Raw genomic sequence first — 25234 nt, 5'->3', positions numbered from 1 at the left:
GGCGGGCATGAAGAAGTGGCCGCTTCCCCATCCAAGGCTTCCAAAGGTGAGGACCATGGGTACAAATCTTTCAGCACGCGGCACTCGTCGCCGCACCATCATCGCGGCAGGGTCATTGGCGATCGTCGGTGCGCTTGCTCTGGCAGGCTGTTCGTCGTCCGGCGAACCCGCCACCGGAGACGTCGGATTGACTTTCATGAACCAGTCGCGCGGGCAAGAGGCCGCGCTCACCCAACTCGCGGAGCAGTACACCAAGAAGACCGGCGTCAAGATCACTATTGACACGCCTGGGCCGGCCGACTACCTGCCCAAGCTTCAGGCGAAGGCGCAGTCCAGATCCATGCCCGACGTCTATTCGTCATTCGACGCGACTCAGATGGCGCCGTTCTACAAGGCCGGCTGGGCGATGGACCTTTCTGCCGAGTTGAACGCCGGTTGGAGCAAGAACTTCAGCCCCACCGTGCTCAAGATGTCGACGTTCCAGGAAGGCAACAACCTCGGGGTCAAGCCCGGCAGCTACTCGGTGCACTGGGAGACGCAGACATACGGCTTCCTCATCAACCCGGCGCTGACCGGAATGTCAGCGGAAAAGCCGCCCGCGACGACGACCGAGTTCATCGACGCGCTCGCCGCGAAGAAAGCGAAATTCTCCATCGCGGCCTCGCAGACGCCGAACATCATCCAAGGCCTCGCCTCGAACTGGCTGACGGACGCCGAGATCGAGGCGACCCTCAACGGGAAAGTGAGCTGGAAACAGGACGGCTGGCGCAACGCCTTCCAATTCCTGGCCGACCTGAAAAAGGCCGGCGTCCTCGCGAACAACTCCATCCCCGGTGGCCAGGACGACCACCCGAACGTGGAGTCGTCCTTCTTCACCAAGTCGATGGGGGCCATCTTCGACGCCGCCCCAGGCGTCTCGGTCGGCCTGAGGACGAACCCGGAGTTCCAGGACTACTTCTCCGCCGGGCTGCCCAAGGCTCCCGGAAGCGTCCACGACCCGCGCTCGCCGGGCATCCCCGGGAAGGGCGCGGTGATCAACCCGAGGGGCAAGCATCCGAAGGAGGCTCTCGCGTTCGTGAAGTGGCTGACCGAGCCCGAGCAGCAGGCGGTGTTCGCCAAGACCGCTCGCATCCTGCCCAGCAACCCGGAACTCCTCGCCGGCACGGACATCCCCGGCCAGCTCGAGGGCTTCGCCGCCGGCGTGAAGACCATGCAAGTCATGTCAACAACCTTCACCCCTGACGTGAACACCGCGATCAAGGCGGAGTCTCAGCGTCTGGTGCTGGGCGAGGTGACGGTGGACGACGTGCTCGCCACCATCCAGGCGGCGCAGGACCGCACGTCATGATGACGCAGCACCTCGCGGTTCCCGCGCGGCGTCGAACGGCGCCGCGCGGGAGGCGCGCTCTCCGGCGCAACCTGATCGGCTGGTCGTTCCTGGCGCCGGCCATCGCGCTCATCGGGATCTTCACGATCACACCCTTCGTGCAGGCGATCCTGCTGAGCTTCCAGTCCTGGGACGGCGTCAGCCCCGACACCCCATGGGTGGGGCTGGCCAACTACGACTTCGTCGCCTCCGACCCGATCTTCTGGGCGTCCATGCGCAACGTCGTCTTCTTCGGCGTCGTCGGTTTCGTCGCCGGCAACGGAGTCGCCCTGGGCATGGCGCTGGCCGTCAACAGCGTCACCCGCGGCAGGACGTTCTTCCGCACCGTCTTCTACCTGCCGGGCGTGTTGTCGGTCGTCGTCGTCGGCCTGCTGTTCTCCTTCATCCTGGCCCCTGGATCCGGCATCCTCAACCGGCTGCTCGGCATGGTGGGCCTGGGCATGCTGCAGCAGAACTGGCTCGGCGAGCCGGCCGTCGCACTGCCCGCCGTGGCGGCGGTGTTCGTGTGGTTCCACTGGGGGTTCGGCTTCCTGCTCTTCCTCGCGGGGCTGCAAGACGTGCCGAAGGAGCTGTACGAGGCCGCCGAGCTCGACGGTGCCAACCGCTGGTCGAAGTTCCGGTACATCACCTGGCCGCAGCTGGCCCCGGTCACCTCGATCGTGAGTCTGCTCACGCTGCTCGCCGCGCTCCAGATCTTCGGGACCGTGCAGGTGCTGACCAACGGCGGGCCTGGCCACCACACGATGGTGCCGACGCTCGCCATCTACAACGAGGCGTTCGTCAACTGGCGTTACGGCAGTGCCGCGGCCATGTCGGTCATCTTCGGCGGCGCCCTCGTGCTGCTGTCCGTGATCCAGCTCGCGATCACCAGGCGGAGGTCCCGCGCATGAGCCGGACGACAGGAAGGGCCGACGAGATGTCCGTCGCTTCAGTACCGACCAGCACGGCCGAAGGCGGGACTCGTCCACCTCGACGGGGAGTACGCCTCGACAAGGTCGGCCTGTACGGACTGCTGAGCGTCGCCGCGCTGACCGCGCTGTTCCCGCTCCTGTGGTTGCTGTCCGGATCTCTGCAGAGCCTCACAGAGCTGCTCTCGAACGAGCGCTTTCTCCCCGCCGACCCGCAGTGGCACAACTACGTGACCGCATGGGTCCAGGGAGAACTCGGCATCTACCTGCGCAACAGCGTGCTCTACACGGGATCCGCCGTCATCGGCATCCTGCTGGTGTCCAGCCTCGCCGGATACGCCCTCGCGCGACTCGACTTCGCGGGCAAGGGCGTGTTCACGTTCGTCATCCTCGCCGTGATGATCATCCCCGCGCCCGCCATGTTCCTCGCGCAGTACAAGCTGCTCATCTCGCTGAACCTGACGAACAATCCCGTGGGCTACGTGCTGATCCTCATCACCTCGGGCATCCCGATGTCGACGCTCATCATGCGCAGCTTCTTCGTCAGCCAGCCCCGCGCGCTGGAGGAGGCGGCCGCGCTGGACGGCGCCGGTCCGCTGCGCATCTTCTGGAACGTGATCCTCCCGCTGGCCCGGCCGGGCATGGCCGCCGTGGCGGTCATCCAGGGGCTGGGGGCGTGGAACGAGTACCTCATGGCGCTCGTCCTGTTCGAGGACAACTCACTCATGCCCGTCCAGCGCGGTCTGACCGCCTTCACCTCTGCCGAGACGCCACAGCAGCAGATCCTCCTGGCCGCCACCACCATCTCGATCGTGCCGGTCGTGATCTTCTACCTGATGGCGCAGCGGCACATCGTGAAGGGCATCGGCGCGGGCGCGATCAAGTAAGCGGCGCCGCAGGCGCTGCGCGTGACGCCACAACAGGCGGCGCCCGCCCAGCGACATCCCCGTGTAGGCCGGCCGAGCGCTGCCGCGTTGCCGGCCGTCGACGTACAAGGTGGCGATCTCGCCGTCGAAGGTGGCGGCGAGGTGCGTACAGGCAATCAGCGGGATCGGCACGGCGGACTCGACCGACCCTGGGCGTCAGGGCCGGGCGGGACGACGATCGCGGCGCTACGGGACACTGAGGATCACGGGCATGAGGGTCCCCGGTAAGGATCTCCTGGCCGATGCTGGCGCCTTCAGTCGCCGGCTCCCTCCTCTGGAGGACATGGCGCGGTCAAAGCAGCTTGTCCAGGGTGATCGGCAGGTCATGGACGCGCTTGCCGGTGGCGTGGTGGACGGCGTTGGCGATCGCGGCGGCCACGCCGGTGACGCCGATCTCGCCCAGGCCCAGCAGCCCGAGCGGCATGGTCGGGTCGGGCTCGTCCAGGTAGTGGATGTCGATCGGCGGGATGTCGGCGTGCACGGGGACGTGGTACTCGGCCAGGCTCGGGTTCATGATCCGTCCAGTGCGCGGATCCACCAGAGTCTCTTCTGAGAGCGCCATGCCGATGCCCATGACGATGCCGCCGCGGAGCTGGCTGGCGGCGGTCTTGGCGTTGATCACTTTGCCGACGTCGAACACGCCGAGCCAGCGCGAGACCCGTATCTCGCCGGTGTCGGGGTCGACCCGCACCTCGCAGAACTGCGCCCCGCACCCCGCCTTCACCCAGCGCCGGTGGTCGCGCAGGAACTTCGCGATGAACTTCGCCTGCCCTGCCAGCGTGCCCAGCCGCGTCTGGGACCCGACCGCCGCCTCGACGTGGTCTCGTCCCGCCCGTGCGAGGATCTCCGCGAGCGATCCACCCTCGCCCAGCGCGCGCACCTTGCGCCTTAGCTTGTCGCAGGCGGCCAGCAGGCTCGCGGCGACGCTCACGGTCTGCGCGGAGGCGCCCGCGCCGGGCCCGGTGGGCAGCGTGGAGTCGCCGTACTCCACCCGCACCGCCTCGAACGGCACGCCGAGCGCGTCGGCCGCGATCTGCGCCTGGGCGGTCGCCGCGCCCATGCCCATCTCCTGCAGGCCGCACCGCACCAGCACGCTGCCGTCCGCCGACAGCCGCACCGTGACGTTGGCGGTGAACCGCATCGTCCCGTGGTGGGCGGTGGCGACGCCCATGCCGACCAGCCACCGGCCGTCCCGCATCGAGCCCGGCTCGGGAGTGCGGTCCGCCCAGCCGAACCGCTGCGCGCCGTAGGCGTACGCCTCGCGCAGCAGCCGGTGGGAGAAGCGCTTGCCGTCGATCGGGTTCGTCTCCGGCTCGTTGCGCATCCGCAGCGTGATCGGGTCCATGCCCAGCTTGTCCGCGAGCTCGTCCATCGCCGCCTCCAGGGCGAACGTGCCGGGGGCCTCGCCGGGGGCGCGCATGAAGGTGTTGGGGAGCAGGTCGAGCTCGACGAGGCTGTGCCGAAGGAGAATGTTCGGCGCGGCGTACAGGTGCCCGGACGGCGAGGTGACCGCTTCGGGCAGGCCGCCGACCCTCCCGGTGCCGGTCACGCCGGTGTGGATGAGCGCGGTCAGGCGGCCGTCCGCTGCCGCGCCGAGCGCCACTCGCTGGATGGACGGCGAGCGCCCGCCCACCGTGCGGTAGACGCCCTCGCGGGTGAGCATCATCCGCACCGGCCGCCCGGTCGCGCGGGCCGCCAGCACGGTGAGCAGCGTGCCGGCCCACACCGGGCCCTTGCCGCCGAACGCGCCGCCGACGAACGGCGAGATCACCCGCACGGACGCCTCGGGCACGCCGAACCTGGCCGCGAGATGGGCACGAAGCCAGGCGATGCCCTGCGTCCCTTCATGCACGGTCAGCCGGTCGCCGTCCCACACGGCGGTGGTGGCGTGCGGCTCGATCGCGTTGTGGTTAAGCGGAGGGGTGGTGAACCGCAGGTCCACCGAGACGGGGGCGACCCTGAACGCCGCCTCGGCGTCGCCCTTCCTCGCGGTGCCGCGCTGGAGCGGGTTGCCCTTCAGCGGGACGGCGTGCTCCTCCTCGGTGGCGAAGTCGACGGTGGCCTGCGACTCCCGGTAGGCGACCCTGACCAGTCCCGCCGCCTCGCGCGCCGCCTCCAGGGTCTCGGCGACGACGACCGCGACGGGCTGGCCGTTCCAGTGCACCTCGTCGGTGTTGAGGTAGTTGACCGTGGTCCCGGTGACGATCATGCCGCCGTTCGTCAGGGTCGCCCGGGGCGGTGGCTTCATGCTGGGGGCGTTCTCGTGCGTGAGGATCGTCAGCACGCCCGGCACGGCGGCGGCCTCGGCCACGTCGAACCCGGTGACGCGGCCGCGCGCGACCGTCGAGTGCACCAGCGCGGCGTACGCGAGACCGGGGTACGGATACTCGGCCGCGAACCGCGCCTGCCCGCTCGTCTTGGCCTGGCCGTCCACCCTGTCGATCGGCTTGCCCACCACCGGCCCCGCCGCGGACTGCGGCCTCGGCGGGCTCTCCATCTGGGTCATGAGCTGGTTCTGGTTCGTGGCGTCGCGCGGCCCGGTCATGCCGCACCCCCTTGGGTGAGCACCTGGCGCAGGGTCGCGACGATCGTGCGCCGGGCGAGCTCGATCTTGAATGCGTTTCCCGGAAGCCCTTCGGCGGGGGCGAGCTCGATCTCGGCGGCGTGCCGGAAGGACTCCTCGGTGGCGGGCGCGCCGAGCAGGGCCTGCTCGGCCTTGGAGGCCCGCCACGGCTTGGCGGCGACCCCGCCCAGCGCGAGCCGCACGCCGGTGACCGCGCCGTGCCGGACCTCCAGCGCGGCGGCCACCGAGACCAGCGCGAACGCGTACGACGCGCGGTCGCGCACCTTGCGGTAGCGCGAGTGCGCGGCGACCGGCGAGGCGGGCAACTCGACGGCGGTGATCAACTCGTCGGCGGCCAGCTCCGTCTCGATGTGCGGGGTGTCGCCGGGCAGCCGGTGGAAGCCGGCCAGCGGGATACGGCGGACGCCGCGCACGCTCTCCGCCTCGACCACGGCGTCCAGCGCGGCGAGCGCGACGCACATGTCGGACGGATGAGTGGCCACACAGGCCCCGCTCGCCCCGAGGATCGCGCCGCCCCGGTGGAACCCGTCGCGCGCGGCGCAGCCGGCCCCCGGCTCGCGCTTGTTGCAGGCGGCCGCGCCGTCGTAGAAGTACAGGCAGCGGGTGCGCTGCAGCAGGTTGCCCCCGACCGTCGCCATGTTCCTGAGCTGCGCCGACGCGCCCGACAGAATCGCCTGGGCCAGCATCGGGTACCGGGTGCGGATCAGCCGGTGCGCGGCGAGGCTGCTGTTGCGGACCAGCGCGCCGATGCGCACGCCCCCACCGGGCAACTCCTCGATCTGCTGCAGCGGCAGTCCGGTGACGTCGACGACGGTTCCGGGCCGCTCGATCCCCTCGCGCATGAGATCGACCAGGTTGGTGCCGCCGCCGAGGAACTTCGCGTCCGGCTCTGCCGCCACCGCCCGGACGGCGGCGGCCACGTCGGGCGGGCGCACGTACGCGAACGACCTCATCGCGCCGCCTCCGCCGGAACCCGGGCCGCGGCATCCGCCCCGGCGACCTCCTTGATCGCGGCGACGATGCCGTTGTAGGCGCCGCAGCGACACAGGTTGCCGCTCATCCGCTCCCTGATCTCGGCGTCGGTCAACTCCACGCCGCCGGCGGCGAGGTGCTCGGTCACCGCGCTCGGCACGTCGTCCCCGTGCTCGGCCAGCATGCCGATCGCCGAGCAGATCTGGCCGGAGGTGCAATAGCCGCACTGGAACCCGTCGTGGGCGACGAACGCCGCCTGGAGCGGGCTTGCGACTCCCTCGATCGTGGTGATCTCGCGGCCCTCGTACTGGACGGCAAGCGCCAGGCAGGCGTTGACGCGCACGCCGTCGGCCAGGACGGTGCAGGCTCCGCATGCGCCCTGGTCGCAGCCCTTCTTCGTGCCGGTCAGCCCGAGGTGCTCGCGCAGCGCGTCGAGCAGGCTGACCTGCGGTTCCAGGTCGAGTTCGTGGGTGGTGCCGTTCACCCGTAGCAGTACAGCCGGCATGGATCCTCCGTAGATGGGGGTACCAGCGACGCTAACAGACCACTGTCCGCTTAACAAGCGGACAGTGGTCTGCTAAGAGTGCCGTTATGCTGTCTGGGAAAATGAGGGACTCGGAGTTTCTGCGGGCCAGGCGGCCGGAGCACAAGCAACAGCGACGCGAGGCGATCCTCGCCGCCGCGCGCGAGCTCGCCCTTCGCTCGGGCGTGCGCACGGTCAGCCTGCGCGCCATGGCGGCGGCCGCGGGGCTGGCGAAGTCCAATGTGGTGCGCTATTTCGGCACGCGCGAGGAGATCTATCTCGAACTCGCCACCGAAGAATGGCAAGACTGGAAACAAGCAGTGACCGAGCGGCTGCGCGCCGCCGATGGGCCGGGCGACGTGGTCGACGCGCTCGCCGAGACGCTGGAGGCACGGCCGCTCCTGTGCGACCTCCTCGGCTACGCCGCGGCCAGCCTGGAGCACAACGTGTCGCTCGAGGCGGCCCGCGCGTTCAAGGTGGCGCTCCTCGACGTGGGCGCCGAGATCGGGGCCGAGGTCGCTCGGGCCACCGGGTTGACCAACGGTGAAGGCCAGGAACTGGTCGGGACGGCCACCGCGCTGGCTGCTTTTCTCTACCCGATAGCGCATCCGCCCCCGGTGCTGGCCGAGCTCTACGCGCAGGAGCCGTGGATCGCCGCCGCCCGCCCGCCGTTCCTCCCGACGCTGAAGCGCGCCCTCACCGCGTTCCTCGCGGGCCTGCCGACGCTGCGCCGACGCCAAGGCACGGACTGATCAAGCCCACGGGCTGGGTAGTGACCACACAGCCCGCGCGCCTGCCCCGAACCGCGTGAAAAACCTGACACACATGCCCAGAATCTAGCGAGGATCGCCAGCTAGCCAGTCGAGCTCGCGGCACCGCACGCGAACATGGGTTTGTCCGGTCAGCGATCAGCGGATGAGATCGGCGGCCGCGGGGAGCGCTATGTGGGCGTCCTGGATGGGCTCGCCGTGACCCACGCAGGCCAGCTCCGCGCCGACCACCGCGAGCTTGCGGAACGAACGCAGCATCTCCTCGCGGTCGAGGTTGAACACCCCGGGTATGACCTGCCCGTCCACGTGAACCACGGTGTCCCCAGTGAAGAGCACGCCCGGTCCTGGGAGATGGATCGCGATGCTCCCGTCCGTGTGCCCCGGGGTGGCGATCACCCGGGCGCCGCCGCCGAAGTCGATCAGGTCACGGTCCTCCAGTTCGCGATCGACACGGCATGGTGGCGCCGGGGGCAACAGGTGGGCGCCGAGTTGGCGATGCAGGACGCGCTCCTCGTCGGTGAAATTGGGCGGGGGCGCCGGCACCTCGCCGCGAATCACCGGTGCCTCCCGCCGGTGAGCCATCACGATGACGTCTCCCCACGAGCTGATCTCGGCCGCGCCGCCTGAGTGGTCCTCGTGGAAGTGGGTGAGGATGACATGTCGTACGTCCCTCGTACGGAAACCCAGCCGTCCGATGGCGTCAGCGATGTCGCCGCCGGAGGTGGCGATGCCGGTATCGATGAGCGTGAGCGCGCCCGCGTCGTTCCACAGGTACGCCTGCCCGAATTCCAGCAACAGCATGTGAAGATTCTGGCGAATCTCGATGGTGTCCATGGGACACCAGGAAACCGGCACGTCAGCGGCAGTGTCCAACAGCAATCCGCAGCTGATTGACAACGTTGGGTTGTGTATACACTGCTGCCCATGGAAGTGGACATCCAGGGCATGCGGGCGTTCGTCATCACCGCGGAGGAGTTGCACTTCGGGCGCGCAGGCGAACGGCTGTTCGTCAGCCAGCAGGCACTATCGAAACGCATCCGGCGACTGGAGGAGGCGCTGGGAATGCCGCTGTTCGAGCGCACCACGCGAACGGTGGAGCTCACACCCGCGGGGCAACGATTGCTGCCATTGGCGCTGGAGGCCCTGTCGGCCTTCGACAAGGCCATCGCGGCGATCCGGGTGAGTGCGGATCCGCTGCGGGTGGACGTCTACGACGAACGGTTCACTCCCCTGCGGATGCTTCGCCGAGCGAGCGAACGCGACCCCGGGCTGCAAGTGGAGCTGAGCATGAGGCAAGGGCTCGCGGTGGCAATCCCAGCGGTACGGCGGCAGGAGATCGATGCGGCCTTCGGACGCGTACACGACCTGCCATGGCCATGGCCGTCCGAGCTCGCCTGCCGGCTCGTGCACGTGGAGCCGCTGCATGCGTTCATCCCACAAGACCATATGCTCGCCGACAAGAGCGAGCTACGTCCGGCCGACCTGCGCGAGTGGGGCATCTCCATGCCAGACCCGGCGGGCGCCGCCGAATGGCGCGGCTATCTGAGGCGGCTCGCCGACCACTTCGACGTTCCGCTGCGCTTCACCGCTCCCGCCATCGGCCAGCGCCACTTGGTGGAGCAGTTCCTCCGCGAGAAGAAAGCCGTGGGACTCGGCGAAATGAGCATCGACGCTACCGGAACCGGGCTGCGCCGAGTTCCGATCGTGGATCCGACACCGCTGCTCCCCTGGTCCATCGTGTGGCATCGCCGCAACCCGCATCCGATGCTCCAGACACTGTTCCGCCACCTGCACGCCGCAACCCTGCCGTCGCCGTCCGATCGGCAGCGCTGGGTGCCGGATGTCGATTTCCACCCCGTGGAATCCTGACGCGAGCAATGCTCGAGATCTGTGGATCGGCCGGGAAGGGGGGAACTTCCCGGTGATCGTTGGAGGTCTCACACGCATTGTCAATTTCCGAAGTCCTCTGCGCGGATGTCTGAAGTCGTGTGCACACCCGGTTGGGCCTGCCGCCGTCAGGCATGGAGGCGCTTGACCAGTGGGGCCGTTGACAGGCCCGAGGGAGCACGGCTCCGTGCGAGTGGGCTCTTCCTCGGGTCGCGCGTCGCTGGGTCAGATGGGCAGCACTACAGAGGCGACATAGCTACCTGAAGGTGTCGAGCCACGGTCAGCAGGTCGCGGGTGCGGAAGTATTCCACCGGGTCGTCGTGGTAGAGCGCGGGTTGGAGACGGGCATCGAGCTGGTCGATGCAGTCGGCCAGCAGCCGGCGTTGCCCGGGAGGTAGATGACCGTCCGTATCGAGGCATCTCTGCACGCATGCACGAAGGTTGTGTGCGGGCTTGGGGTCCTGGGACCATCCGGCTGAAATTGAACGCTAAGCCTCCCACCGCAGGTCAAGGCCAGGTAGAGCTCCGCTGGCGTGTCCCGTGGCCAGTCGTGCTCATGATGTGGTGAATCGGTCCAATTTGTAGATCATGGGGTGTATGCCACCTGTACTCTCGGAGAGAGATCACCGTTTATGGCGGGATACATCACGAGGAGCCAGGTGAGCGACAGCGCGGCCGCCGATTCCACCGACCAGTCCGCTGAGACGATCGCGCCTGTGGCGCCGTATGAGCCGGTCCGCGTCGTTCCGACCCGCCCTGATGGCTGGCCCGACTGGCTGGGGCGCAGGCCGATCAGCTCGGCTGAGCGCGACAAGTTCCTGGGCGCTTTGCGCGGCGATCAGGATGAGCAGAACGCCGTGGAGCGCCGCGATAGTCTCCAGCGCGCGCCGCTGTTCTCCTGTCTGACGATCGAGGGCTTCGGCGGCCAAGACGATCCCCGCAAGGTCATCCGGCTGCGCGCCACTATCAACGCGGCCTGCCGTGTGGCCGCTGGTGACCGGCGGACCAGCTACCACGCCACCGACGAGCTCATCACGATCGGGATCGCCGGCCCCGACGCCCGGGAACGCATCGCCGGCCTGCGCCAGCAGCTCACCCGGATGAGCCGCAACCGAGGCTGGACTATCACCGAGGAGCTGCGCTGACTTCGTCGCCGGTCAGCGAGGGGGACGGCGGGCGAGCGGGTCGTTGTCGGCGGTGAGGCGGGCGGAGGTCTCCTCGCCGAGCCGGACGTAGTGCCCGAGAGTGGCCAGGTGCTTGTGGCGGCTCTTGGCCTGCAGTTCGGGGGCGCTGCGGCCGCTGGCGGCCAGATGCTTGAGCGCGGAGTGCCGCAGTTGGTGCAGGCCTCCACCCGCTGCCGTGCGGATCGTGGCGCACGGAGGCCTGCTTGAACAGGTACTCGGCGCGCGGGTAGGACAGGCGGCCGCGCCCGCTGACGGGGTCGATGTCGGTCAGCGCCCTGGCGCGTTTGCCTGAGGCGGGTGAGCGCCGCTCGGCCAGGAACACCGGCCCCGCGGTGCGGCCGGCCAGCAGCCGGGGCAGGAGCCGGGCGGTGGCGGTGGCCCAATGCAGGTACTCGGTGTCACCGCCCTTGCTGCGGGTGCGGGCCCGGCGAAACTCCAGGTCGAGATCGCCGATGTCCAGGGTGAGGATCTCCTCGGCCCGGGCGGCGGTGTCATAGAGCAGCCGCCACAGCACCCGCTCACGAAGGGTGTTGCGGTCGTCGGTGAACAGCGCTTCCAGTCGGGCCTGCGGAACGGCCTGGTCGCCCCGCTGGGTGATCTTCCGGCGTTCCAGGTGCCGGGCAGGGTCGGCGGTGATCCACTCGTTGCGGATCGCGTAGGCAGCGAAGGATCGCAGCGCGGACAGGTGCTTGTTCCACGTCGCCGGGGCCCGTTCGTCCCAGCGGGCCATCACCGCAGCGTACGTCTGCGGGTCGAGCCCGTAGACGGGCTGGTTCTGCCCGGCGGCGGTCAACAGGTAGGTGAGGGTCCGGCGTAGGTGACGGCGGTGCCGGGCTCGTCGCGGTAGCGGTCCAGGAACCGGGCGACCGCGTCGCCGAGCGAGACGGCGCCGTGGCCCGCGCGCAATGGTGTCACCGACATCGAAGAGGCCTCCCGGCTGATGTGACATAGAACGTTAGGGAGTCGCGGTCACCGTCGCAGGACCGATCCGCAGGTCGCTGTGATCGCCAGACTCTCTGTGTGACACAGAATATCTAATTCTGTGTCACAGGCGGCCGCGGCCTCAACCATGTTCGTCATGAAGAGGTGCTTGATCGGCTGCCCGCATGGCCTCGATCACGGGGAGCAGAGCGGCATGGTTCGACCGGGGCTTGAGGCTTTCCCGGCTACCGGCCCAGAACCGTCCACGAAAGGCGGCGAAAAGTCTCCGGGCTCGGTTCAACGACAGCCTTGAAGTCATGAGTGCTGGTGACAAGGAGCAGCCCGGCGCGGAGCCTGCCATCGAGACCCGCGGCCGGCGGCCGCGCCGCGGACGGATCGATGCGCGCAACGCCTCCATGACCGTGGCCAGCGAGTCCGAACCCGGAAAGCCCACCGCAGCCCCCGACGAACTGAGCGAGATGACCGCGTGATTCCCGATTCAACCCCCGCCCCGCCTTCCTGGCGGGAACTGCTGGGCCCCCAACATCTCGGAGCTGCGATCGTGCTGGCGGGCGGCGTGCTCGTCGGTGCGGTCAATATCTATCTGGCCTCGAGCCTGCTGCCGACCACGGTGGCCGACATCGGCGGCGCCGGCTTCTACGCCTGGAACATGACGATCTACCTCGTCGCCATGGTGATCGCGACGATGCTGGTCAGTCGGCTCCTGGCCCGGTGGGGGAACGTCGGCGCCTACCGCCTCGGCTTCGCCGTGTTCCTGGTGGGCTCGCTGGCCTGTGCGGCGAGCCCGGCGATGCCGGTACTGCTGGCCGGCCGCGGCGTCCAGGGATTCGGGGCGGGGGTGCTGTCCGGGCTGGGGTTCGCCGTCATCCGCTCGGCCCTGCCGAGCCGACTGTGGACCCGCGGCAACGCCCTGATGTCAGCGATGTACGGCGTCGGCAACTTCGTCGGCCCGGCGCTCGGCGGCCTGTTCGCCCAGTTCGGCTCGTGGCGCCTGGCGTTCGTGGCGATGGCGGTGATCGCGGCGGCGTGCTGCGCGATCGTGCCCCGGGTGCTACCGCGCGGCGAACGCAGTGACGCGCGGGCGCCGGTCCCGGCCGTGTCGCTGCTGCTGGTCACGGCGGCCACCGCGGCCGTCAGCCTGGCCGGAGTACTGCCCGGCACCATGGCGATGGTGGGCGGCATCGTGGTGGCACTGCTGCTGGTGGCCGTCTTCGTCGCCTACGAACGGCGCAGCGAGCTGCGGGTCTTCCCGCGTACGACCTACCAGGCCGGCTCACCACTGAAGTGGATCTACCTGACGCTCGGGCTCCTGGCCTTCGGCGTCGCGGTCGAGTCGTTCGTCCCGCTGTTCGGCCAGCAGCTGGGCGGGCTGCCCCCGCTCGCGGCCGGCCTGTTCGGGGCGGCCATCTCGCTCGGCTGGTCGCTGACCCAGCTCGGCAGCTCATCGGCCACCAGACAGCGCACGGTACGCCGTTTGCGCATCATCGGCCCGCTGCTCCTGGCGTCCGGCTTCCTCCTCCAGGGACTGCTGCAGCGCGAGGACACGCCGACCTGGCTGGTACTCCTGTGGGTGCCGGTGCTGTTCATCGCGGGTTCCGGCATCGGCCTGGCCTACCCGCACCTCTCCGTGGCCGCCATGTCCAGCACCCAGGATCCAGAGGAAGGACGCAGGGCCGCCGCGGCGATCGCCACCGTAACGAGCCTGTCGATCGCGTTCGGCACGGCCGTGGCCGGAGTCCTGGTCAACCTCGGCGACCCGTCGATGCTCGACTCGGCACGGTACGTACTGTTCGGATTCGCGATCATCTGCTCGATCGGCGCCATCACCGCACGCGCGGCGAACCGTTCGAGCCGCCTGGAGCCCGCCGAGCCGGCCGACCACGCTCCGCTTCAACAGGGCTCGTGACTCGCGATCCACCGACATGACGTCCACCCCCGGGGATGACCGGCTCGGGTTTCCGATCGCCTGTTCACCACGTGCCCGAGATCACCCAATACCGCATTTGATGCGAGGAGATGCCATGACTGACGCCCTGCCAGAGATGCCGACCTTTCCGATGGCCCGCGCGACGGGATGTCCCTTCGACCCGTCGCCGGAGTTGAGCCGACGACTAGAAGACGCGCCGGTTTCACGAGTGAGACTGTGGGATGGCAGCACCCCGTGGATGGTCACCCGCCATGCGGATGTGCGTGCGCTGCTCGCCGATCCGCGGGTCAGCGTCGACGTGGCGCAACCCGGCTTCCCGCACACCAACGCGGTGAGCAAGGCACGCGACGCACACATGAAGACGCTGATGCAGATGGACGCGCCGGAGCACACCGCCCAGCGACGGCTCCTGACCTCGGATTTCACGATCAGAAGGATGGAGGCGTTGCGGCCCCGGATCCAGCGGATCGTCGATGACCTTATTGATGAGATGCTCGCCGGCCCGAATCCAGTAGACCTGGTAGAGGCGTTCGCGCTACCGGTTCCCTCACTGGTGATCTGCGAACTGCTGGGCGCGCCCTATACCGCCCGCGACCTCTTCCACCGAGTGTCCCGCACGCTCGTCATGGACGAACCCGACCCTGAACAGGCCATGGCCGCCAGCCAGGAACTGAACGCCTACCTGGAGGAACTGGTGGACAAGAAGAATGCCGAGCCGGGCGACGACGTGTTCAGCAGACTGGCCGTCGAGCAGTACCGGACCGGCGCGATGACCCGGCGTGAGATCGCCACGGCCGGTCAACTCCTTCTGGTGGCCGGGCACGACACCACCGCGACCATGATCGCGCTGGGCACGACCGCACTGCTGGCGCACCCGGACCAGTTGAGCGCGGTCCGCGACGGCGGCGACCCCGCACTGGTGACCAACGCCGCCGAAGAGCTCCTGCGCTACCTGTCCATCACCCATACCGAAGCCCGCCGCGTCGCGCGGGAAGATCTCGAGATCGGAGGCCGGCTCATCCGCAAAGGCGACGGCATCATCGCGGTGAAAAGCATCGCTAACCGCGATCCCTCGGCCTTCCCCGACCCCGACACCCTCGATGTCCGCCGCAAGGCCCGCCACCATGTCGCCTTCGGTTTCGGCGCCCACCAGTGTCTGGGCCAGTCACTGGCCCGAGTGGAACTGCAAGTCGTCTACAGCACCCTGTATCGACGCATCCCCACACTGGCCCTGGCCGTACCGCTGGAACAGCTGACGTTCAAGGAGAACGCGGTCTTCTACGGGGTGCGCGAACTACCCGTCACCTGGTAAATCACACAAGGAAGAAGCACATGAAGATCACCATCGACCAAGACGCCTGCATCGGCTCCGGGCAATGCGTACTCGCCTCACCTGAGGTGTTCGACCAGCGCGACTCCGACGGCATCGTCGTGCTCCTGCAAGACAGCCCGGAACCCGGGCTACAGGAGGACGTCTGGGAGGCCTCCCGCATCTGCCCAGCCCTGGCGATCACGCTGACCCCGTCGTGAACCAGCCATCTCGAATCGTTGTCGTAGGTGCTTCGGCGGCGGGTCTGACCGCCGCCGAAACCCTGCGCCGGAAAGGATTCACCGGCGCGTTGACCATGGTCGGTGAGGAGCCGCGACTACCCTACGATCGGCCGCCGCTGTCCAAACAAATCCTGCGCGGCAGCTGGGAACCCAACCGTGTAGCGCTGCGCCGCCACGACGCCCTCACCACGTTGGGCGCGGACTGGCTGCTGGGCATCGCCGCCACCACCCTCGACACCGACGCGCGCACTCTCACCCTCTCGAACGGCAGGGTGCTTGCTTATGACGGGCTGGTAATCGCCACGGGAGTCACCCCCCGGGCGCTGCCCGCGGGACACGAGCTCGGCGGCGTGCACCTGCTGCGCACCCTCGATGACGCCCTCGCCCTGCGGGACGGGCTTCTCGCCGCCACCTCGGTGGCCATCGTCGGCGCCGGCTTCCTTGGATCGGAGGTCGCCGCGGTCGCCCGAGAACTCGGCCTGAACGTCACCCTGATCGATCCGCTGCCCGCCCCGATGATCCGCCAATTCGGCGACCATGTGGCGCAGCGGCTTGCCGAGCTGCACATCCAGCACGGCGTGCAGCTCCGCCCCGGCACCGCGGTCACCGGATTGACCAGCCGCGATGGCCGGGTGACCGGAGTGGACCTGGACAACGGCGTCCACGTCCCGGCCGACCTGGTGCTGGTGGCCATCGGTTCGATACCGGCGGTCGGCTGGCTGGCCGACAGTGGACTGAACCTGGGCGACGGCGTGCAATGCGATCAGAGGTGCCAGGCCGCCCCCGGCGTCGTCGCCGCCGGTGACCTCGCCTCCTGGCAACACCCCCACTTTGGGCGCATGCGCGTCGAACACCGGATGAACGCCACCGAACAAGGCGCCGCCGCCGCGGAAACTCTCTTGGGCGCAGCAACCCCGTTCGCACCGGTGCCCTACTTCTGGACCGACCAATACGACGTGAAAATCCAGGCGTACGGCCTCACCGGTCGCGACGGCGAATTCCACATCATCGCCGAAGACCCCACCACCCACCAGTTCGCCGCCCTTTACAGCACCGACGGCCGCGTCACAGGCGCCGTCACCTGGAACCTGCCCCCGCAGGCACGCGGCCTCCGCCGCCATGTCGCCGAGCGAACCCCCTGGCGGCAGGCGCTCCAGCCTGGCCCATCGTCATAGCTCCTGGTCGTCGTCAGCAGTGGCGGGGTCACGCAAGTCGACCCAGGACTCCTGAAGCTACGGCGAGCCGCAAGGTAGAGCTTTGGTACTGGTCAGCGGGCTGGCTCTGTCCCGTTGATCTCGGCCGCTGAGGCGTGTTCGTCGTGGTCGCGGAGCATTCGCATGACGGTGGCGGGTGAGGGGCGTTTGCCCTTCTTCTTGCCTTGGGTGATGAGGAGTTGGGCCGCGATGTCGCGCAGGCTCTGTCCTTGGTCGCGCAGGTGCAGGGCCATGGACAGCATGGCGGGATCGGTGACGGTGGCGCCGCCGATGTTCTTGCCGCGGACTCGGGCGGACTCGTGGCCGTCGAGGGTCTTGTCGCGGATGTACTCGCGTTCCATGCCGGACAGGGCGGCCAGGACGGTGAACACGATGCCGCCGGGGTCGTGGTGGCCTTGGAGTTCGCCGGTGAGGAATTCCAGGCCGATGTCGCCGGCGCGCAGCCGTTCGGCGAGCTCTGCGAGTTCCAGGCCGCGGCCGAGCCGCTTGTGCTCGTGCACGACGAGGGTGACGGCGACGCCGGAGGCGCGCAGGTCCGCGGCGTGCGCGATGGCGTGTTCGAGTTCGGGGCGGGTGGTGATGCGGGTGGAGACCTTCTCGGAGAAGACGCGGGGTACCCCGGCCGTCTTCAGGGCGTCGAGTTGGGTGTCCAGGGATTGGCGGGCGGTGGAGGCGCGGGCGTAGCCGATCTTGGCGTGCCCGGTCGGCGCGGTGGCCGCGGGAGGTGCGGGCAGCCGGGTCCAGGCGGTGCCCGGCCGCCGCAGCGCCGGGGTCGGCACGTTCAGCGCCTTCGCCAGCGTGGGCACGAGCTTGAACCGGGCGGTGTGGTACTGGACGGCCACCCGGTTCTTGGTCGTCCGGCACGGTGATCCAGCCGGGACTCCGCACGTCGACATCGGGCAGGCGAAAGCCTCCACCCGCAGGAATGCTTCCGTGGTCTTCCGTTCAACGTGGCCGCGCTGCGTGGTGTACTCCCGGCCACCACCTGGAGTGCCAACAGAACGTGGTTCTTCGACAACCTTCTGTGATGGGCGGTCGTCTCACCTGTGCCCCATCCCCCTACGTGCAGAGGACTCGGCGGTGCGACCTCTCCTCTCCCCCGATCATCGCCGCAGTAGCAACAGCGGCCACCCTCCTGCTCCCGGCGCTGCCCGCTCACGCGGCGCCCAGCATCGAGATCGTGAAGATCTACTTCGATAGTCCCGGCTCCAACCGCGGCGGCAACCCCAGCGTCAACGGCGAGTACACCGACATCCGCAACAACACCACCCGCACGGTGCGCATCGGCGGCTGGACCGTGCAGGACGCCAGCAACCACCGCTGCCTTCTCGCCCCCAACTTCACCCTCGCCGCCGGCAAGAGCGTGAGGCTGCGCAGCGGGCAGGGCACCAACACCAGCAAAACCCTGTACTGGGGCTACGGCCCCTGAGCAGCAACCAATCGGTCAGTGGCGGTAGCGGATCGACGTCGGCGGACCTACCGCCATCCAGCGGCCCGTTGCGGGTGAGCAGCAGCATGGCGGCGGATTGAGTAACTGTTCGGCTACTCTCGGTTTGTTGTGGGCGGACTGGCCATACTTTGCGGACCATGCCGGTGGTGGAGTTCCTTACCGATGACGAAGCGTCCGCGTACGGCCGATACGGGGAAGTGCCGTCGCGCGCGGACCTGGAGCGGGTGTTCTTCCTCGATGACGAGGACCGGGAGCTGGTCGAGCGTCGTCGTGGCGAGCACATGAAGCTCGGCTTCAGCCTTCAACTCGTCACTGTTCGCTGGGTCGGGGCGTTCCTGGAGGACCCGCTGGAGGTGCCGACGGCGGTCCTCGACTTCGTGGCCGAACAGCTGGGCATCGCCGACCCGTCGTGCGTGAAGAAGTACACCGAGCGGACCAAGACGCGATTCGACCACCAGTGGGAGATCCGGCGGGTGTACGGCCTGAAGGAATTCGGGACCGTCGAAGCGGATCTGCGAGAGTGGGTGGAGGCCAGGTCCTGGACCACGAGGGATGGACCGAAGGCGATCTTTCTCGACGCGGTGAGTTGGCTGCGGGAGCGGGATGTGCTCCTGCCCGGGGTGACGACGCTGGCGCGGCTGGTCACCAACGTCCGCGATGAGACGACCCGACGGCTGTGGGGTGTCCTGGAAGGGCTGTTGACCGTGGGCCAGCGCTATGTGCTGGACCAGCTGCTGGAGGTCCCGCCAGGGTCGCGGATCTCGGACCTGGAGCGCTGGCGCAAGGGCCCGGTCCCACGCGGATCGGGGCCGACGCTGATCAAAGCACTGGAGCAGGTCGCCGAGGTCGCGGGATTGGGCATGACGGAGCTGGAGACCGACCGCTTGGTGCCGCCGCGCCGGTTGGCGGAGCTGGCCAAGTATGGGATGAGCGCGGACGCCTCGCAGATCCGCCGCCACCGCGATGGCCGCCGTCTGGCGACGCTGCTGGCCACGGTGGCGTTCCTGGAGGCCAAGTCGGTCGACAACACCCTGGAACTGCTGGACCTGCTGATGACCACCGAGCTGCTGAACAAGGCGCAGACCGCCGCGGACAAGGAGAAGATCCGCAAGCACCCGAAGCTGGCCAAGGCCTCGGCCCGCCTGGCGGTGGCGGTGGAGGCGCTGTTCGACTCCGACGCCTGGGGTGGTGAGGACGAAGAGCCGCGGGTGTCGGAGGTGTGGGAGGCGATCGAGGCGGTGGTGTCGCGGGCGGAACTGCGGGCGGCGCTGGTCTTGGTGAATGAGAACGTGCTGCCGACGGATGCGGAAGAGCCCGATGACTGGCGCAGCGAGCTGGTCGGCCGCTACAGCACGGTCTCGGGGTTCTTGAAGGTGCTGCCCAAGGCGATCTGTTTCGGTGCCAACGCCGAGGGTGCCCCGGTGCTGGCGGCGATGCAGCGACTGCCGGAGGTGCTGGCCTACCGCAGCAGGCTTCCCGCACCGCTGATTCCGGGCCGGCTGATCGAGGCGGCCGTGGTGAACGGCCCGTGGAAGCGCCTGGTGTTCGGCCGGCCCGTCCACGAGGACGGCGCGGTGAACAGGCACGCCTACACCTTCTGTCTCCTGGAGCAGTTCCACCGCCATCTCAAACGCCGCGAGATCTACGCCGACGCCTCAACCAAGTGGCGCGACCCGCAGGCCAGACTCCTGGAAGGTCAGGCGTGGGAAGCGGTCCGGCCGGACGTGCTCACCGCGCTGGGCCTGCCGGAGGACCCGGACGCCCTGCTGGCCGACCACACCCGGGCGCTGGAAGCGGCGTACCACGACGTGGGCTGCCGCCTGGACGCCAACACCGAAGTCCGGATCGACGACGCCGGGAAGATCCACTTAACCGGCGTGAAGGCCATCGAAGAGCCGCCCTCGCTGGTCGACCTGCGCAAGCGCACCACGGCGATGCTGCCGCGCGTGGACCTGCCCGAGGTCATCTTGGAGGTGATGAGCTGGGAGCCACAGCTGGTGGAGGCGTTCACCGCGGCCTCCGGCGGCCGCTCCCGGCTGGAGGATCTGCCGACCTCGATCGCGGCGTGCCTGGCCGCGCACTCCATGAACGTCGGTTACCGGCCGATCGCCAAGACCGGTGTCCCCGCGCTGGAGCGCTCGCGACTCTCGCATGTGTTCCAGAACTACTTCCGGCCCGAGACGCTCAGTCTGGCCAACGCGCCGCTGGTCGCCTGGCAGGCTGGGCTGCCGCTCGCTCAGGCGTGGGGTGGCGGCATGGTCGCCGCGGTCGACGGCATGCGGTTCGTGGTCCCGGTCCCGGCGGTCTTCGCTCGCCCCAACCGCAAATTCTTCGGCTCCAAGCGCGGCATGACCTGGCTCAACGCAATAAATAATCAAGGAATCGGAAGGGGTGCGAAGATCGTGTCCGGCACGGTCCGCGACTCCCTGCACATGGTCGACGTCATCTTCGGGCTGGACGGCGGGGAGTTGCCGGAGATCGTCGTTTCCGACACCGGCTCTTACAGCGACCTGACCTTCGGCCTGTTGGAACTGCTGAACATCTCCTACCGGCCGGCGCTGGCGGATCTGCCCGACCAGAAGGGGTGGCGCATCGACCCCGGTGCCGACTACGGGCCGCTGAACACCTTCGCCCGCGGCAGGATCGACCTGCGCAAGGTACGGCGGATGTGGCCGGACATCCTGCGCGTGGTCGCCTCGATCTACACCGGCACCGTCCGCGCCTACGACGTAGTGACCATGCTGCAGCGCGAGGGTCACCCCACCGCGCTGGGGAGGCGATCGCTGCCTATGGCCGGATCTTCAAGTCCCTCCATATCCTCGCCTACATCGACACCGACGAGACCTACCGGCGCGACATCAAGCACATCCACAACCTGCAGGAGGGCCGCCACGCCCTGGCCCGGAAGATCTGCCACGGCAAGAAGGGCGAGCTCTACCACCGCTACGAACGTGGGCTGGAAAATCAGCTCGGCGTCCTCGGGCTTGTTCTCAATTGCGTCGTTTTGTGGACGACCGTCTACCTGGACGCGGCAGTCCAGCAGCTGAAGGCGCAGGGCTACCCCGTCCGAGATGAGGACATGGCCCGGCTCTCGCCTTTCGTCAACACCCAGTTGGGCGTGCACGGCGCCTACACCTTCCTGCTTCCCGACCTGCCTCCGGGGGCGATCCGCGCCCTACGCGACCCCGACGCACCCGACGCCGACGACGAAGAAATCTGAAGATTCTCATGACGGCAGCTCAGTGGATAAGCTGAATTATCCGCTGAGAATGACTAGGTTCTCAGTGGATAACGTCTGTGACTTTGAGTTCTTGATGGGTCTGGTGCATTTGGTGGGGAGCGGCCACGGTCGGTGATCTCGGCTCAGTTCAGCAGTGCCATCTTTCTGAGGAGGTCGTAGTTGGCGCGGCCGAACATGAGCCGTTTAAAGAATTTGATCTTGCATACTTTGCCCTCGACAACGCCTGAGCTGTAAGGGAGCGTGAGTCCGTTCAGGACGGCGGCGTGGTCGCGTTCGAGGCCGTTGGCGAAGGAATGCAGGTGGGGCAGGTCGTCAGCCCGGACGGCGTCGATCCAAGCGTCGAGGCGCTGGCCTTGGCGTTCGGTCATCATCTGCGCGAAGGTCTTGATGTGGCCGTGTAAGGCGTCGAGGTGCGGGCAGGCTGCCAGGACCTCCTTGAGTTTCCGCTGCTCATCCGGCCCGAGGTTGTCGGGGCGGCGGCGGATCCAGCTGGTGATGTGGCGGGCCTTGGGCGGCGCGGGGACGGCGGGCGGCGCGGCTGAGCCCTTGAAGGGCGCGAGGTAGGCGTAGACGGTGCCGTAGCTGCCGCGAAAGCCCAGCGCGGTGATCTCCCGGTGCAGCTGCTGGATGTTGGCGCACCCGGAATTCCAGCGTTCATGCAGGTGGGGCTTGTAATCGTCCAGCATGCTCGGCCATCCGGTCAGCGTGCCCGCCACCACCTCATCGACGCTTTGTGCGCGGGAGTACTTGCGGACGGTCATGGGCGCCAGGCGCAGCTCCCGCTGGATCGCGGCGTGGCTCTTGCCTTCGGCCTTCAGCGCCTGGACTTGCCGGTAGCGCTCCCTTGCCTTCACCACGCGCGCTCTGTTCTCGGCATGGTCGATGGTCTTCTGTTCGGCGACCTGGCCGGGGTTGGGGGCCTGCTCCTCGGCGACCTGGGCAAGGGCAACGTAGTGCTCTTTGACGCACCGGTGGTGGGCAGCGACGGTCTTGTCCGCGTATTCGCGCAGGTCATCCCACATGTGCCAGCGATCCGCCACCTGCTGGGCATCGGGCGCGCCCTCCCGGCCGCCCAGGGCGTAGGCGCTGGCCCGGTCCCGGCAGATCACCTCGACGCCGGGATGCGCGCGCAGCCACTCGGCCAGGGTGGCGGCCTCCCGGTCGGGCAGCACGTCGATGATGCGGTGGCCGGCCATGTCCACCAGGACACTCGCATACGAATGCCCGCGCCGTTTGGCCCAATCATCGACCCCGAGCACGGTGACCCGCCCGATCTCGGGATCGGGCAACGCCCTGACCAGCCGGATCAGCGTGAACCGGGAGACGATCGTGCCCAGCGCACCGGCCAGCCGAGACCCCGCGCGGCCGGCCAGGGCCAGTGCGACCCGCTCCAGCAGACCCCGCAGCCCTGCCGTGCGGCGCTGCTGTTTGGCGGTCAGCCCGGGGACCTGCTCGGCGAACGTCGCCACCAAGCACGCCGGGTTGCCGCAGATGAACCGGCGGACCTCCAACTCGACCTGGACCGGTCTCCCGCCGCAGGCCAAGTCCTGCAGCCGACGCCGATACCGGTCGTGCACCCGAGCCGACGGTGTCCCACAGCCGCGGCAGGCCACCACCTCCGAGCCCGTACGGGCCGCGATCCTCAGGCGGTCACCCAGATCCTCCACCTGGTCAAGGACCAGGCCCCTTAAGTGCGGGAACAGCATGTTCAGCAGACCGACTTCCCTGCCGGTGAGCTCGTGCAGCACAATGGCACCCCTACGGCCGTTCTTCATGATCAGATCTTGGCGATCCAGATCGTGACAGAACGGCCGTTCTCACGCGCAACGCGTTACGCGATCGCTACCACCCTCCATACAGCCCCGGCCTTACTCGCGCCTGGAAGTCGCACTCCGTGACCGCTCCCCAGCAAATGCACCAGACCCCACAGCAGCGAAAATCACAGATAACGTCGCCGCCGGAGAATCAGAAGCCGGGGCTGAACTCAGCGGATAATAAGGAGCGGGCGCCGATGACGGATCCCAACTCGCACCGGACCGGGCAGCCCGAGGTCGACGCGCTCCTTGACCGAGCCGACACCGAGCACCGCGCGGTGGCCGAGCTCGTGACGATCAACCACGCCGAAGACCTCGTCACCCACGCCCGGCAAGCCGACCTCGCCGCCGAGCACCAGGCGCTGCATGAGCGGTACGAACAGGCGGAAGCCGAGCTGGCCGCCGCCACGGCCAGCGGCGATCCGGCCCGGATCGCCAGGGCCCGCCGCGTCCGCGACGAGGCGAGCGCCACCTGCGACCGCGTTGGCCGCACGCTGCGCGAGGAACTGGCGGGGCTGGCGGAGGCGGGCTTCGAGCGCACCGGCGAGCTGCTGGCGAGGATGCGCACCGCCTGGCGGGCCGAGGACACCGCGCGCGAGGCGCTCCGGCGCAGTGCCCGGGATACCGGCCCGCTCGACGGCGACGCTGACGGGCGAGGGTGACCGCGTCATGCCCAATGTCGTCGCACTCCGGCCCGCCGACGACGTCGGCGCTGCCGCTCTTGAGGCCGTGGTGGCGGCACACCGTCACCTCGACCGGTGCAAGCTGTCGGCCAACACGGTAAAGGCCTATCGGCGGCAGATCGCCGCCTACGTCGCGTGGCTGGCCGAGCACGCCGCCGAGCGTGACGACGCCTTTGCCGACCTGGTGGGCGCCGAAGCCGCAGTCACCGCCTGGCGCCGGAGCCGGATCGACGACCGGGCCGCGCCCAACACCATCAACCAGGGCATCGCCGCGCTCACCCTCATGTACGCCCAGGTGGGGCTGCGCATCGACGTCAAACGTGCCACTGTCCCCAAGCCGGGCGAGCCCGATGCCCTCACCACCGCCGAGCAGGGTGCCGTCGAACGAGCCGCCGCCCGCCGCAGTGCCCGCGACGCGGCGATCATCGCGGTCCTGCTGTTTGCCGGAGCCCGCGAAGAGGAGTGTGCACGGCTGGAGGCCGACGACATCGCGATCACCGCCCGCACCGGCACCATCCGCCTGCACGGCAAGGGCGATCAAGTCCGCACAGTCCCGATCCCACCGACCGCACGGGCCCGCATTACTGCATGGCTCGACATCCGTGGCCGCCAACCCGGCCCGCTGTGGACCGGCCAGCGCGGAGCCCTGACCATCTCCGGGATCGTCCAGGTCGTACTGGCCGTCGGCGCCGACGCCAAGCTCCCCGGCCTGCGCCCCCATCGGCTCCGCCACACCTACGCCACCCGGCTCCGCGAAGGCGGTGCCGACGTCGCTCAGGTCCAGGCCCTCCTCGGCCACGCCTCCCTCGACACCTCGGCCCGGTATTTCCGCGCCGGCACAGCCGAGCAAGCTGCCGTCGTCGACCGCGTCTTCGACTAGCGCTTCACGTGTTTCTCCGGATCTCCCCGTAGCAGAGATGATCAACGAGAACCGTGGAACGCGAGAACCCGCAGGTCAGGCCTTAATCCGTTGGATTTCCGCCGTTTGCTACGGGGACCCCGAAGGTGACCGGGGCCGGAACTTGAACGGTGGCTTTGGTCGTGGCTTGTGAGGCGGTCAGCTCTGGGGCATTCAGCGGCTGATGTCGTCCAGCTCGGTCAAGTCCTCATGAGAGAGGGAGAGTCCCGCGCCGGCGATGTTCTGGCGCAGGTGTGCCGTCGATGACGTGCCGGGGATGAGCAGGATGTTCGGTGAGCGCCGCAGCAGCCAGGCCAGTGCGACGGACATCGGTGTCGCCTCCAATCGAGCGGCGACCGCCGAGAGCGCCGAG

24 protein-coding genes and 1 pseudogene are annotated in these 25234 nt (G+C 68.6%); 16 read left to right on the top strand and 9 right to left on the bottom strand.

All coding sequences use genetic code 11. The annotated features are described in order from the left end of the window. The first annotated feature begins 7 nt into the window (after positions 1-7). From ETD86_RS26085 to ETD86_RS26075, 3 genes are read left to right on the top strand one after another with little or no spacing between them, the layout of a single operon-like run. Complete coding sequence (locus ETD86_RS26085; RefSeq protein ID WP_170223268.1) at positions 8-1348, top strand: ABC transporter substrate-binding protein; 1341 nt, start codon at positions 8-10, stop codon at positions 1346-1348. After that, positions 1345-2277, top strand: coding sequence for a carbohydrate ABC transporter permease (locus ETD86_RS26080; RefSeq protein ID WP_138668799.1), 933 nt, complete (start codon positions 1345-1347; stop codon positions 2275-2277). The genes ETD86_RS26085 and ETD86_RS26080 overlap by 4 nt, the downstream gene beginning before the upstream one ends. Then, positions 2274-3182: a carbohydrate ABC transporter permease gene (locus ETD86_RS26075; protein WP_138668798.1), complete on the top strand. Its 909-nt coding sequence runs from the start codon at positions 2274-2276 to the stop codon at positions 3180-3182. The genes ETD86_RS26080 and ETD86_RS26075 overlap by 4 nt, the downstream gene beginning before the upstream one ends. A 331-nt stretch (positions 3183-3513) precedes the next feature. On the opposite strand, the gene ETD86_RS26070 is transcribed toward ETD86_RS26075, so the two are convergent. From ETD86_RS26070 to ETD86_RS26060, 3 genes are read right to left on the bottom strand one after another with little or no spacing between them, the layout of a single operon-like run. Next, positions 3514-5766 (bottom strand): xanthine dehydrogenase family protein molybdopterin-binding subunit, encoded by a 2253-nt coding sequence (locus tag ETD86_RS26070; protein ID WP_246148172.1) that lies wholly within the window; start codon positions 5764-5766, stop codon positions 3514-3516. Next, positions 5763-6758 (bottom strand): FAD binding domain-containing protein, encoded by a 996-nt coding sequence (locus ETD86_RS26065; RefSeq protein WP_138668797.1) that lies wholly within the window; start codon positions 6756-6758, stop codon positions 5763-5765. The genes ETD86_RS26070 and ETD86_RS26065 overlap by 4 nt, the downstream gene beginning before the upstream one ends. Further along, a complete protein-coding gene (locus ETD86_RS26060) occupies positions 6755-7282 on the bottom strand; it encodes a 2Fe-2S iron-sulfur cluster-binding protein (protein ID WP_138668796.1) in 528 nt (175 codons plus the stop codon). The genes ETD86_RS26065 and ETD86_RS26060 overlap by 4 nt, the downstream gene beginning before the upstream one ends. 101 nt (positions 7283-7383) lie before the next feature. On the opposite strand from ETD86_RS26060, the gene ETD86_RS26055 reads away from it, so the two are divergent. Further along, the gene (locus tag ETD86_RS26055; RefSeq protein ID WP_138668795.1) at positions 7384-8052 is read left to right on the top strand and encodes a TetR/AcrR family transcriptional regulator; all 669 of its coding nucleotides are present in this window, start codon (positions 7384-7386) and stop codon (positions 8050-8052) included. Between the two features lie 156 nt (positions 8053-8208). Here ETD86_RS26055 and ETD86_RS26050 read toward each other — a convergent pair whose 3' ends face one another. Continuing rightward, entirely contained in the window at positions 8209-8871 is a 663-nt protein-coding gene (locus ETD86_RS26050) for an MBL fold metallo-hydrolase (RefSeq protein ID WP_246148170.1), read from the bottom strand. 123 nt (positions 8872-8994) lie between these two features. Here ETD86_RS26050 and ETD86_RS26045 point away from each other — a divergent pair, with 123 nt between their 5' ends. Beyond that, complete coding sequence (locus ETD86_RS26045; protein ID WP_138668793.1) at positions 8995-9939, top strand: LysR family transcriptional regulator; 945 nt, start codon at positions 8995-8997, stop codon at positions 9937-9939. 677 nt (positions 9940-10616) lie between these two features. Then, a complete protein-coding gene (locus ETD86_RS26040; RefSeq protein WP_138668792.1) occupies positions 10617-11102 on the top strand; it encodes a hypothetical protein in 486 nt (161 codons plus the stop codon). On the opposite strand, the gene ETD86_RS26035 is transcribed toward ETD86_RS26040, so the two are convergent. Both ETD86_RS26035 and ETD86_RS59215 read right to left on the bottom strand, forming a co-directional pair. Then, on the bottom strand, positions 11083-11934 hold the full coding sequence (locus ETD86_RS26035; RefSeq protein WP_211370314.1) for a tyrosine-type recombinase/integrase: 852 nt from the start codon (positions 11932-11934) through the stop codon (positions 11083-11085). The genes ETD86_RS26040 and ETD86_RS26035 overlap by 20 nt on opposite strands. Beyond that, positions 11931-12062: a hypothetical protein gene (locus ETD86_RS59215; protein WP_281286960.1), complete on the bottom strand. Its 132-nt coding sequence runs from the start codon at positions 12060-12062 to the stop codon at positions 11931-11933. The genes ETD86_RS26035 and ETD86_RS59215 overlap by 4 nt, the downstream gene beginning before the upstream one ends. A gap of 317 nt (positions 12063-12379) precedes the next feature. On the opposite strand from ETD86_RS59215, the gene ETD86_RS55420 reads away from it, so the two are divergent. The 5 genes from ETD86_RS55420 to ETD86_RS26015 all read left to right on the top strand — a co-directional run bounded on the left by ETD86_RS55420 (position 12380) and on the right by ETD86_RS26015 (position 16736). Beyond that, the gene (locus ETD86_RS55420) at positions 12380-12553 is read left to right on the top strand and encodes a hypothetical protein (protein WP_170223267.1); all 174 of its coding nucleotides are present in this window, start codon (positions 12380-12382) and stop codon (positions 12551-12553) included. Next, complete coding sequence (locus ETD86_RS26030) at positions 12550-13989, top strand: MFS transporter (protein ID WP_138668791.1); 1440 nt, start codon at positions 12550-12552, stop codon at positions 13987-13989. Before ETD86_RS55420 ends, ETD86_RS26030 begins: the two co-directional genes overlap by 4 nt. A gap of 115 nt (positions 13990-14104) precedes the next feature. Continuing rightward, positions 14105-15322 (top strand): cytochrome P450, encoded by a 1218-nt coding sequence (locus ETD86_RS26025; protein WP_138668790.1) that lies wholly within the window; start codon positions 14105-14107, stop codon positions 15320-15322. A gap of 20 nt (positions 15323-15342) precedes the next feature. Continuing rightward, complete coding sequence (locus ETD86_RS26020; RefSeq protein ID WP_138668789.1) at positions 15343-15540, top strand: ferredoxin; 198 nt, start codon at positions 15343-15345, stop codon at positions 15538-15540. Further along, positions 15537-16736 carry an NAD(P)/FAD-dependent oxidoreductase gene (locus tag ETD86_RS26015; RefSeq protein ID WP_246148169.1) on the top strand — a complete coding sequence of 400 codons (1200 nt, stop codon included), beginning with the start codon at positions 15537-15539 and terminating at the stop codon, positions 16734-16736. Before ETD86_RS26020 ends, ETD86_RS26015 begins: the two co-directional genes overlap by 4 nt. Positions 16737-16828: 92 nt before the next feature. Here ETD86_RS26015 and ETD86_RS26010 read toward each other — a convergent pair whose 3' ends face one another. Further along, positions 16829-17698 (bottom strand): recombinase family protein, encoded by an 870-nt coding sequence (locus ETD86_RS26010; protein ID WP_425465656.1) that lies wholly within the window; start codon positions 17696-17698, stop codon positions 16829-16831. Positions 17699-17838: 140 nt separating this feature from the next. Between ETD86_RS26010 and ETD86_RS26005 the strand changes: the two genes are divergently transcribed. The 3 genes and pseudogenes from ETD86_RS26005 (at position 17839) to ETD86_RS58320 (ending at position 21445) form a co-directional block, all read left to right on the top strand. Then, the gene (locus ETD86_RS26005) at positions 17839-18204 is read left to right on the top strand and encodes a lamin tail domain-containing protein (RefSeq protein WP_170223266.1); all 366 of its coding nucleotides are present in this window, start codon (positions 17839-17841) and stop codon (positions 18202-18204) included. A 158-nt stretch (positions 18205-18362) separates the two neighbouring features. Continuing rightward, positions 18363-21298: pseudogene (locus ETD86_RS26000) on the top strand (Tn3 family transposase); the annotation flags it as partial. Between the two features lie 6 nt (positions 21299-21304). Continuing rightward, positions 21305-21445, top strand: a complete 141-nt coding sequence (locus ETD86_RS58320; protein WP_246148180.1) for a hypothetical protein — start codon at positions 21305-21307, stop codon at positions 21443-21445. 143 nt (positions 21446-21588) lie between these two features. Here the strand turns inward: ETD86_RS58320 and ETD86_RS25995 are convergent, their stop codons facing one another. Further along, complete coding sequence (locus tag ETD86_RS25995) at positions 21589-23241, bottom strand: ISL3 family transposase (protein ID WP_211370313.1); 1653 nt, start codon at positions 23239-23241, stop codon at positions 21589-21591. Between the two features lie 236 nt (positions 23242-23477). On the opposite strand from ETD86_RS25995, the gene ETD86_RS55415 reads away from it, so the two are divergent. Continuing rightward, the gene (locus ETD86_RS55415) at positions 23478-23942 is read left to right on the top strand and encodes a hypothetical protein (RefSeq protein WP_170223265.1); all 465 of its coding nucleotides are present in this window, start codon (positions 23478-23480) and stop codon (positions 23940-23942) included. Between the two features lie 7 nt (positions 23943-23949). Continuing rightward, complete coding sequence (locus ETD86_RS25985) at positions 23950-24843, top strand: tyrosine-type recombinase/integrase (RefSeq protein ID WP_170223264.1); 894 nt, start codon at positions 23950-23952, stop codon at positions 24841-24843. Positions 24844-25035: 192 nt separating this feature from the next. On the opposite strand, the gene ETD86_RS25980 is transcribed toward ETD86_RS25985, so the two are convergent. Further along, the coding region (locus ETD86_RS25980; RefSeq protein ID WP_211370312.1) for an aldo/keto reductase at positions 25036-25234 on the bottom strand (199 nt) is incomplete at its 5' end.

Origin of the sequence: Nonomuraea turkmeniaca, from assembly GCF_005889735.1 — a bacterium.
Lineage (GTDB): Bacteria > Actinomycetota > Actinomycetes > Streptosporangiales > Streptosporangiaceae > Nonomuraea > Nonomuraea turkmeniaca.
The sequence above is the reverse complement of the archived record's forward strand: the minus strand, read 5'-3'. Positions and strand labels throughout refer to the sequence as shown.

Bases quoted from the DNA above. Each gene is read 5' to 3' on its own strand.
- ETD86_RS26085 (WP_170223268.1), top strand. From the start codon at position 8: ATGAAGAAGTGGCCGCTTCCCCATCCAAGGCTTCCAAAGGTGAGGACC.
- ETD86_RS26055 (WP_138668795.1), top strand. From the start codon at position 7,384: ATGAGGGACTCGGAGTTTCTGCGGGCCAGGCGGCCGGAGCACAAGCAA.
- ETD86_RS26065 (WP_138668797.1), bottom strand. From the start codon at position 6,758: ATGAGGTCGTTCGCGTACGTGCGCCCGCCCGACGTGGCCGCCGCCGTC.
- ETD86_RS55415 (WP_170223265.1), top strand. From the start codon at position 23,478: ATGACGGATCCCAACTCGCACCGGACCGGGCAGCCCGAGGTCGACGCG.
- ETD86_RS26050 (WP_246148170.1), bottom strand. From the start codon at position 8,871: ATGCTGTTGCTGGAATTCGGGCAGGCGTACCTGTGGAACGACGCGGGC.
- ETD86_RS59215 (WP_281286960.1), bottom strand. From the start codon at position 12,062: ATGTCGGTGACACCATTGCGCGCGGGCCACGGCGCCGTCTCGCTCGGC.
- ETD86_RS26025 (WP_138668790.1), top strand. From the start codon at position 14,105: ATGACTGACGCCCTGCCAGAGATGCCGACCTTTCCGATGGCCCGCGCG.
- ETD86_RS26075 (WP_138668798.1), top strand. From the start codon at position 2,274: ATGAGCCGGACGACAGGAAGGGCCGACGAGATGTCCGTCGCTTCAGTA.
- ETD86_RS26060 (WP_138668796.1), bottom strand. From the start codon at position 7,282: ATGCCGGCTGTACTGCTACGGGTGAACGGCACCACCCACGAACTCGAC.
- ETD86_RS58320 (WP_246148180.1), top strand. From the start codon at position 21,305: ATGGCCCGGCTCTCGCCTTTCGTCAACACCCAGTTGGGCGTGCACGGC.
- ETD86_RS25985 (WP_170223264.1), top strand. From the start codon at position 23,950: ATGCCCAATGTCGTCGCACTCCGGCCCGCCGACGACGTCGGCGCTGCC.
- ETD86_RS26080 (WP_138668799.1), top strand. From the start codon at position 1,345: ATGATGACGCAGCACCTCGCGGTTCCCGCGCGGCGTCGAACGGCGCCG.
- ETD86_RS26020 (WP_138668789.1), top strand. From the start codon at position 15,343: ATGAAGATCACCATCGACCAAGACGCCTGCATCGGCTCCGGGCAATGC.
- ETD86_RS25995 (WP_211370313.1), bottom strand. From the start codon at position 23,241: ATGAAGAACGGCCGTAGGGGTGCCATTGTGCTGCACGAGCTCACCGGC.
- ETD86_RS26045 (WP_138668793.1), top strand. From the start codon at position 8,995: ATGGAAGTGGACATCCAGGGCATGCGGGCGTTCGTCATCACCGCGGAG.
- ETD86_RS26070 (WP_246148172.1), bottom strand. From the start codon at position 5,766: ATGACCGGGCCGCGCGACGCCACGAACCAGAACCAGCTCATGACCCAG.
- ETD86_RS55420 (WP_170223267.1), top strand. From the start codon at position 12,380: ATGAGTGCTGGTGACAAGGAGCAGCCCGGCGCGGAGCCTGCCATCGAG.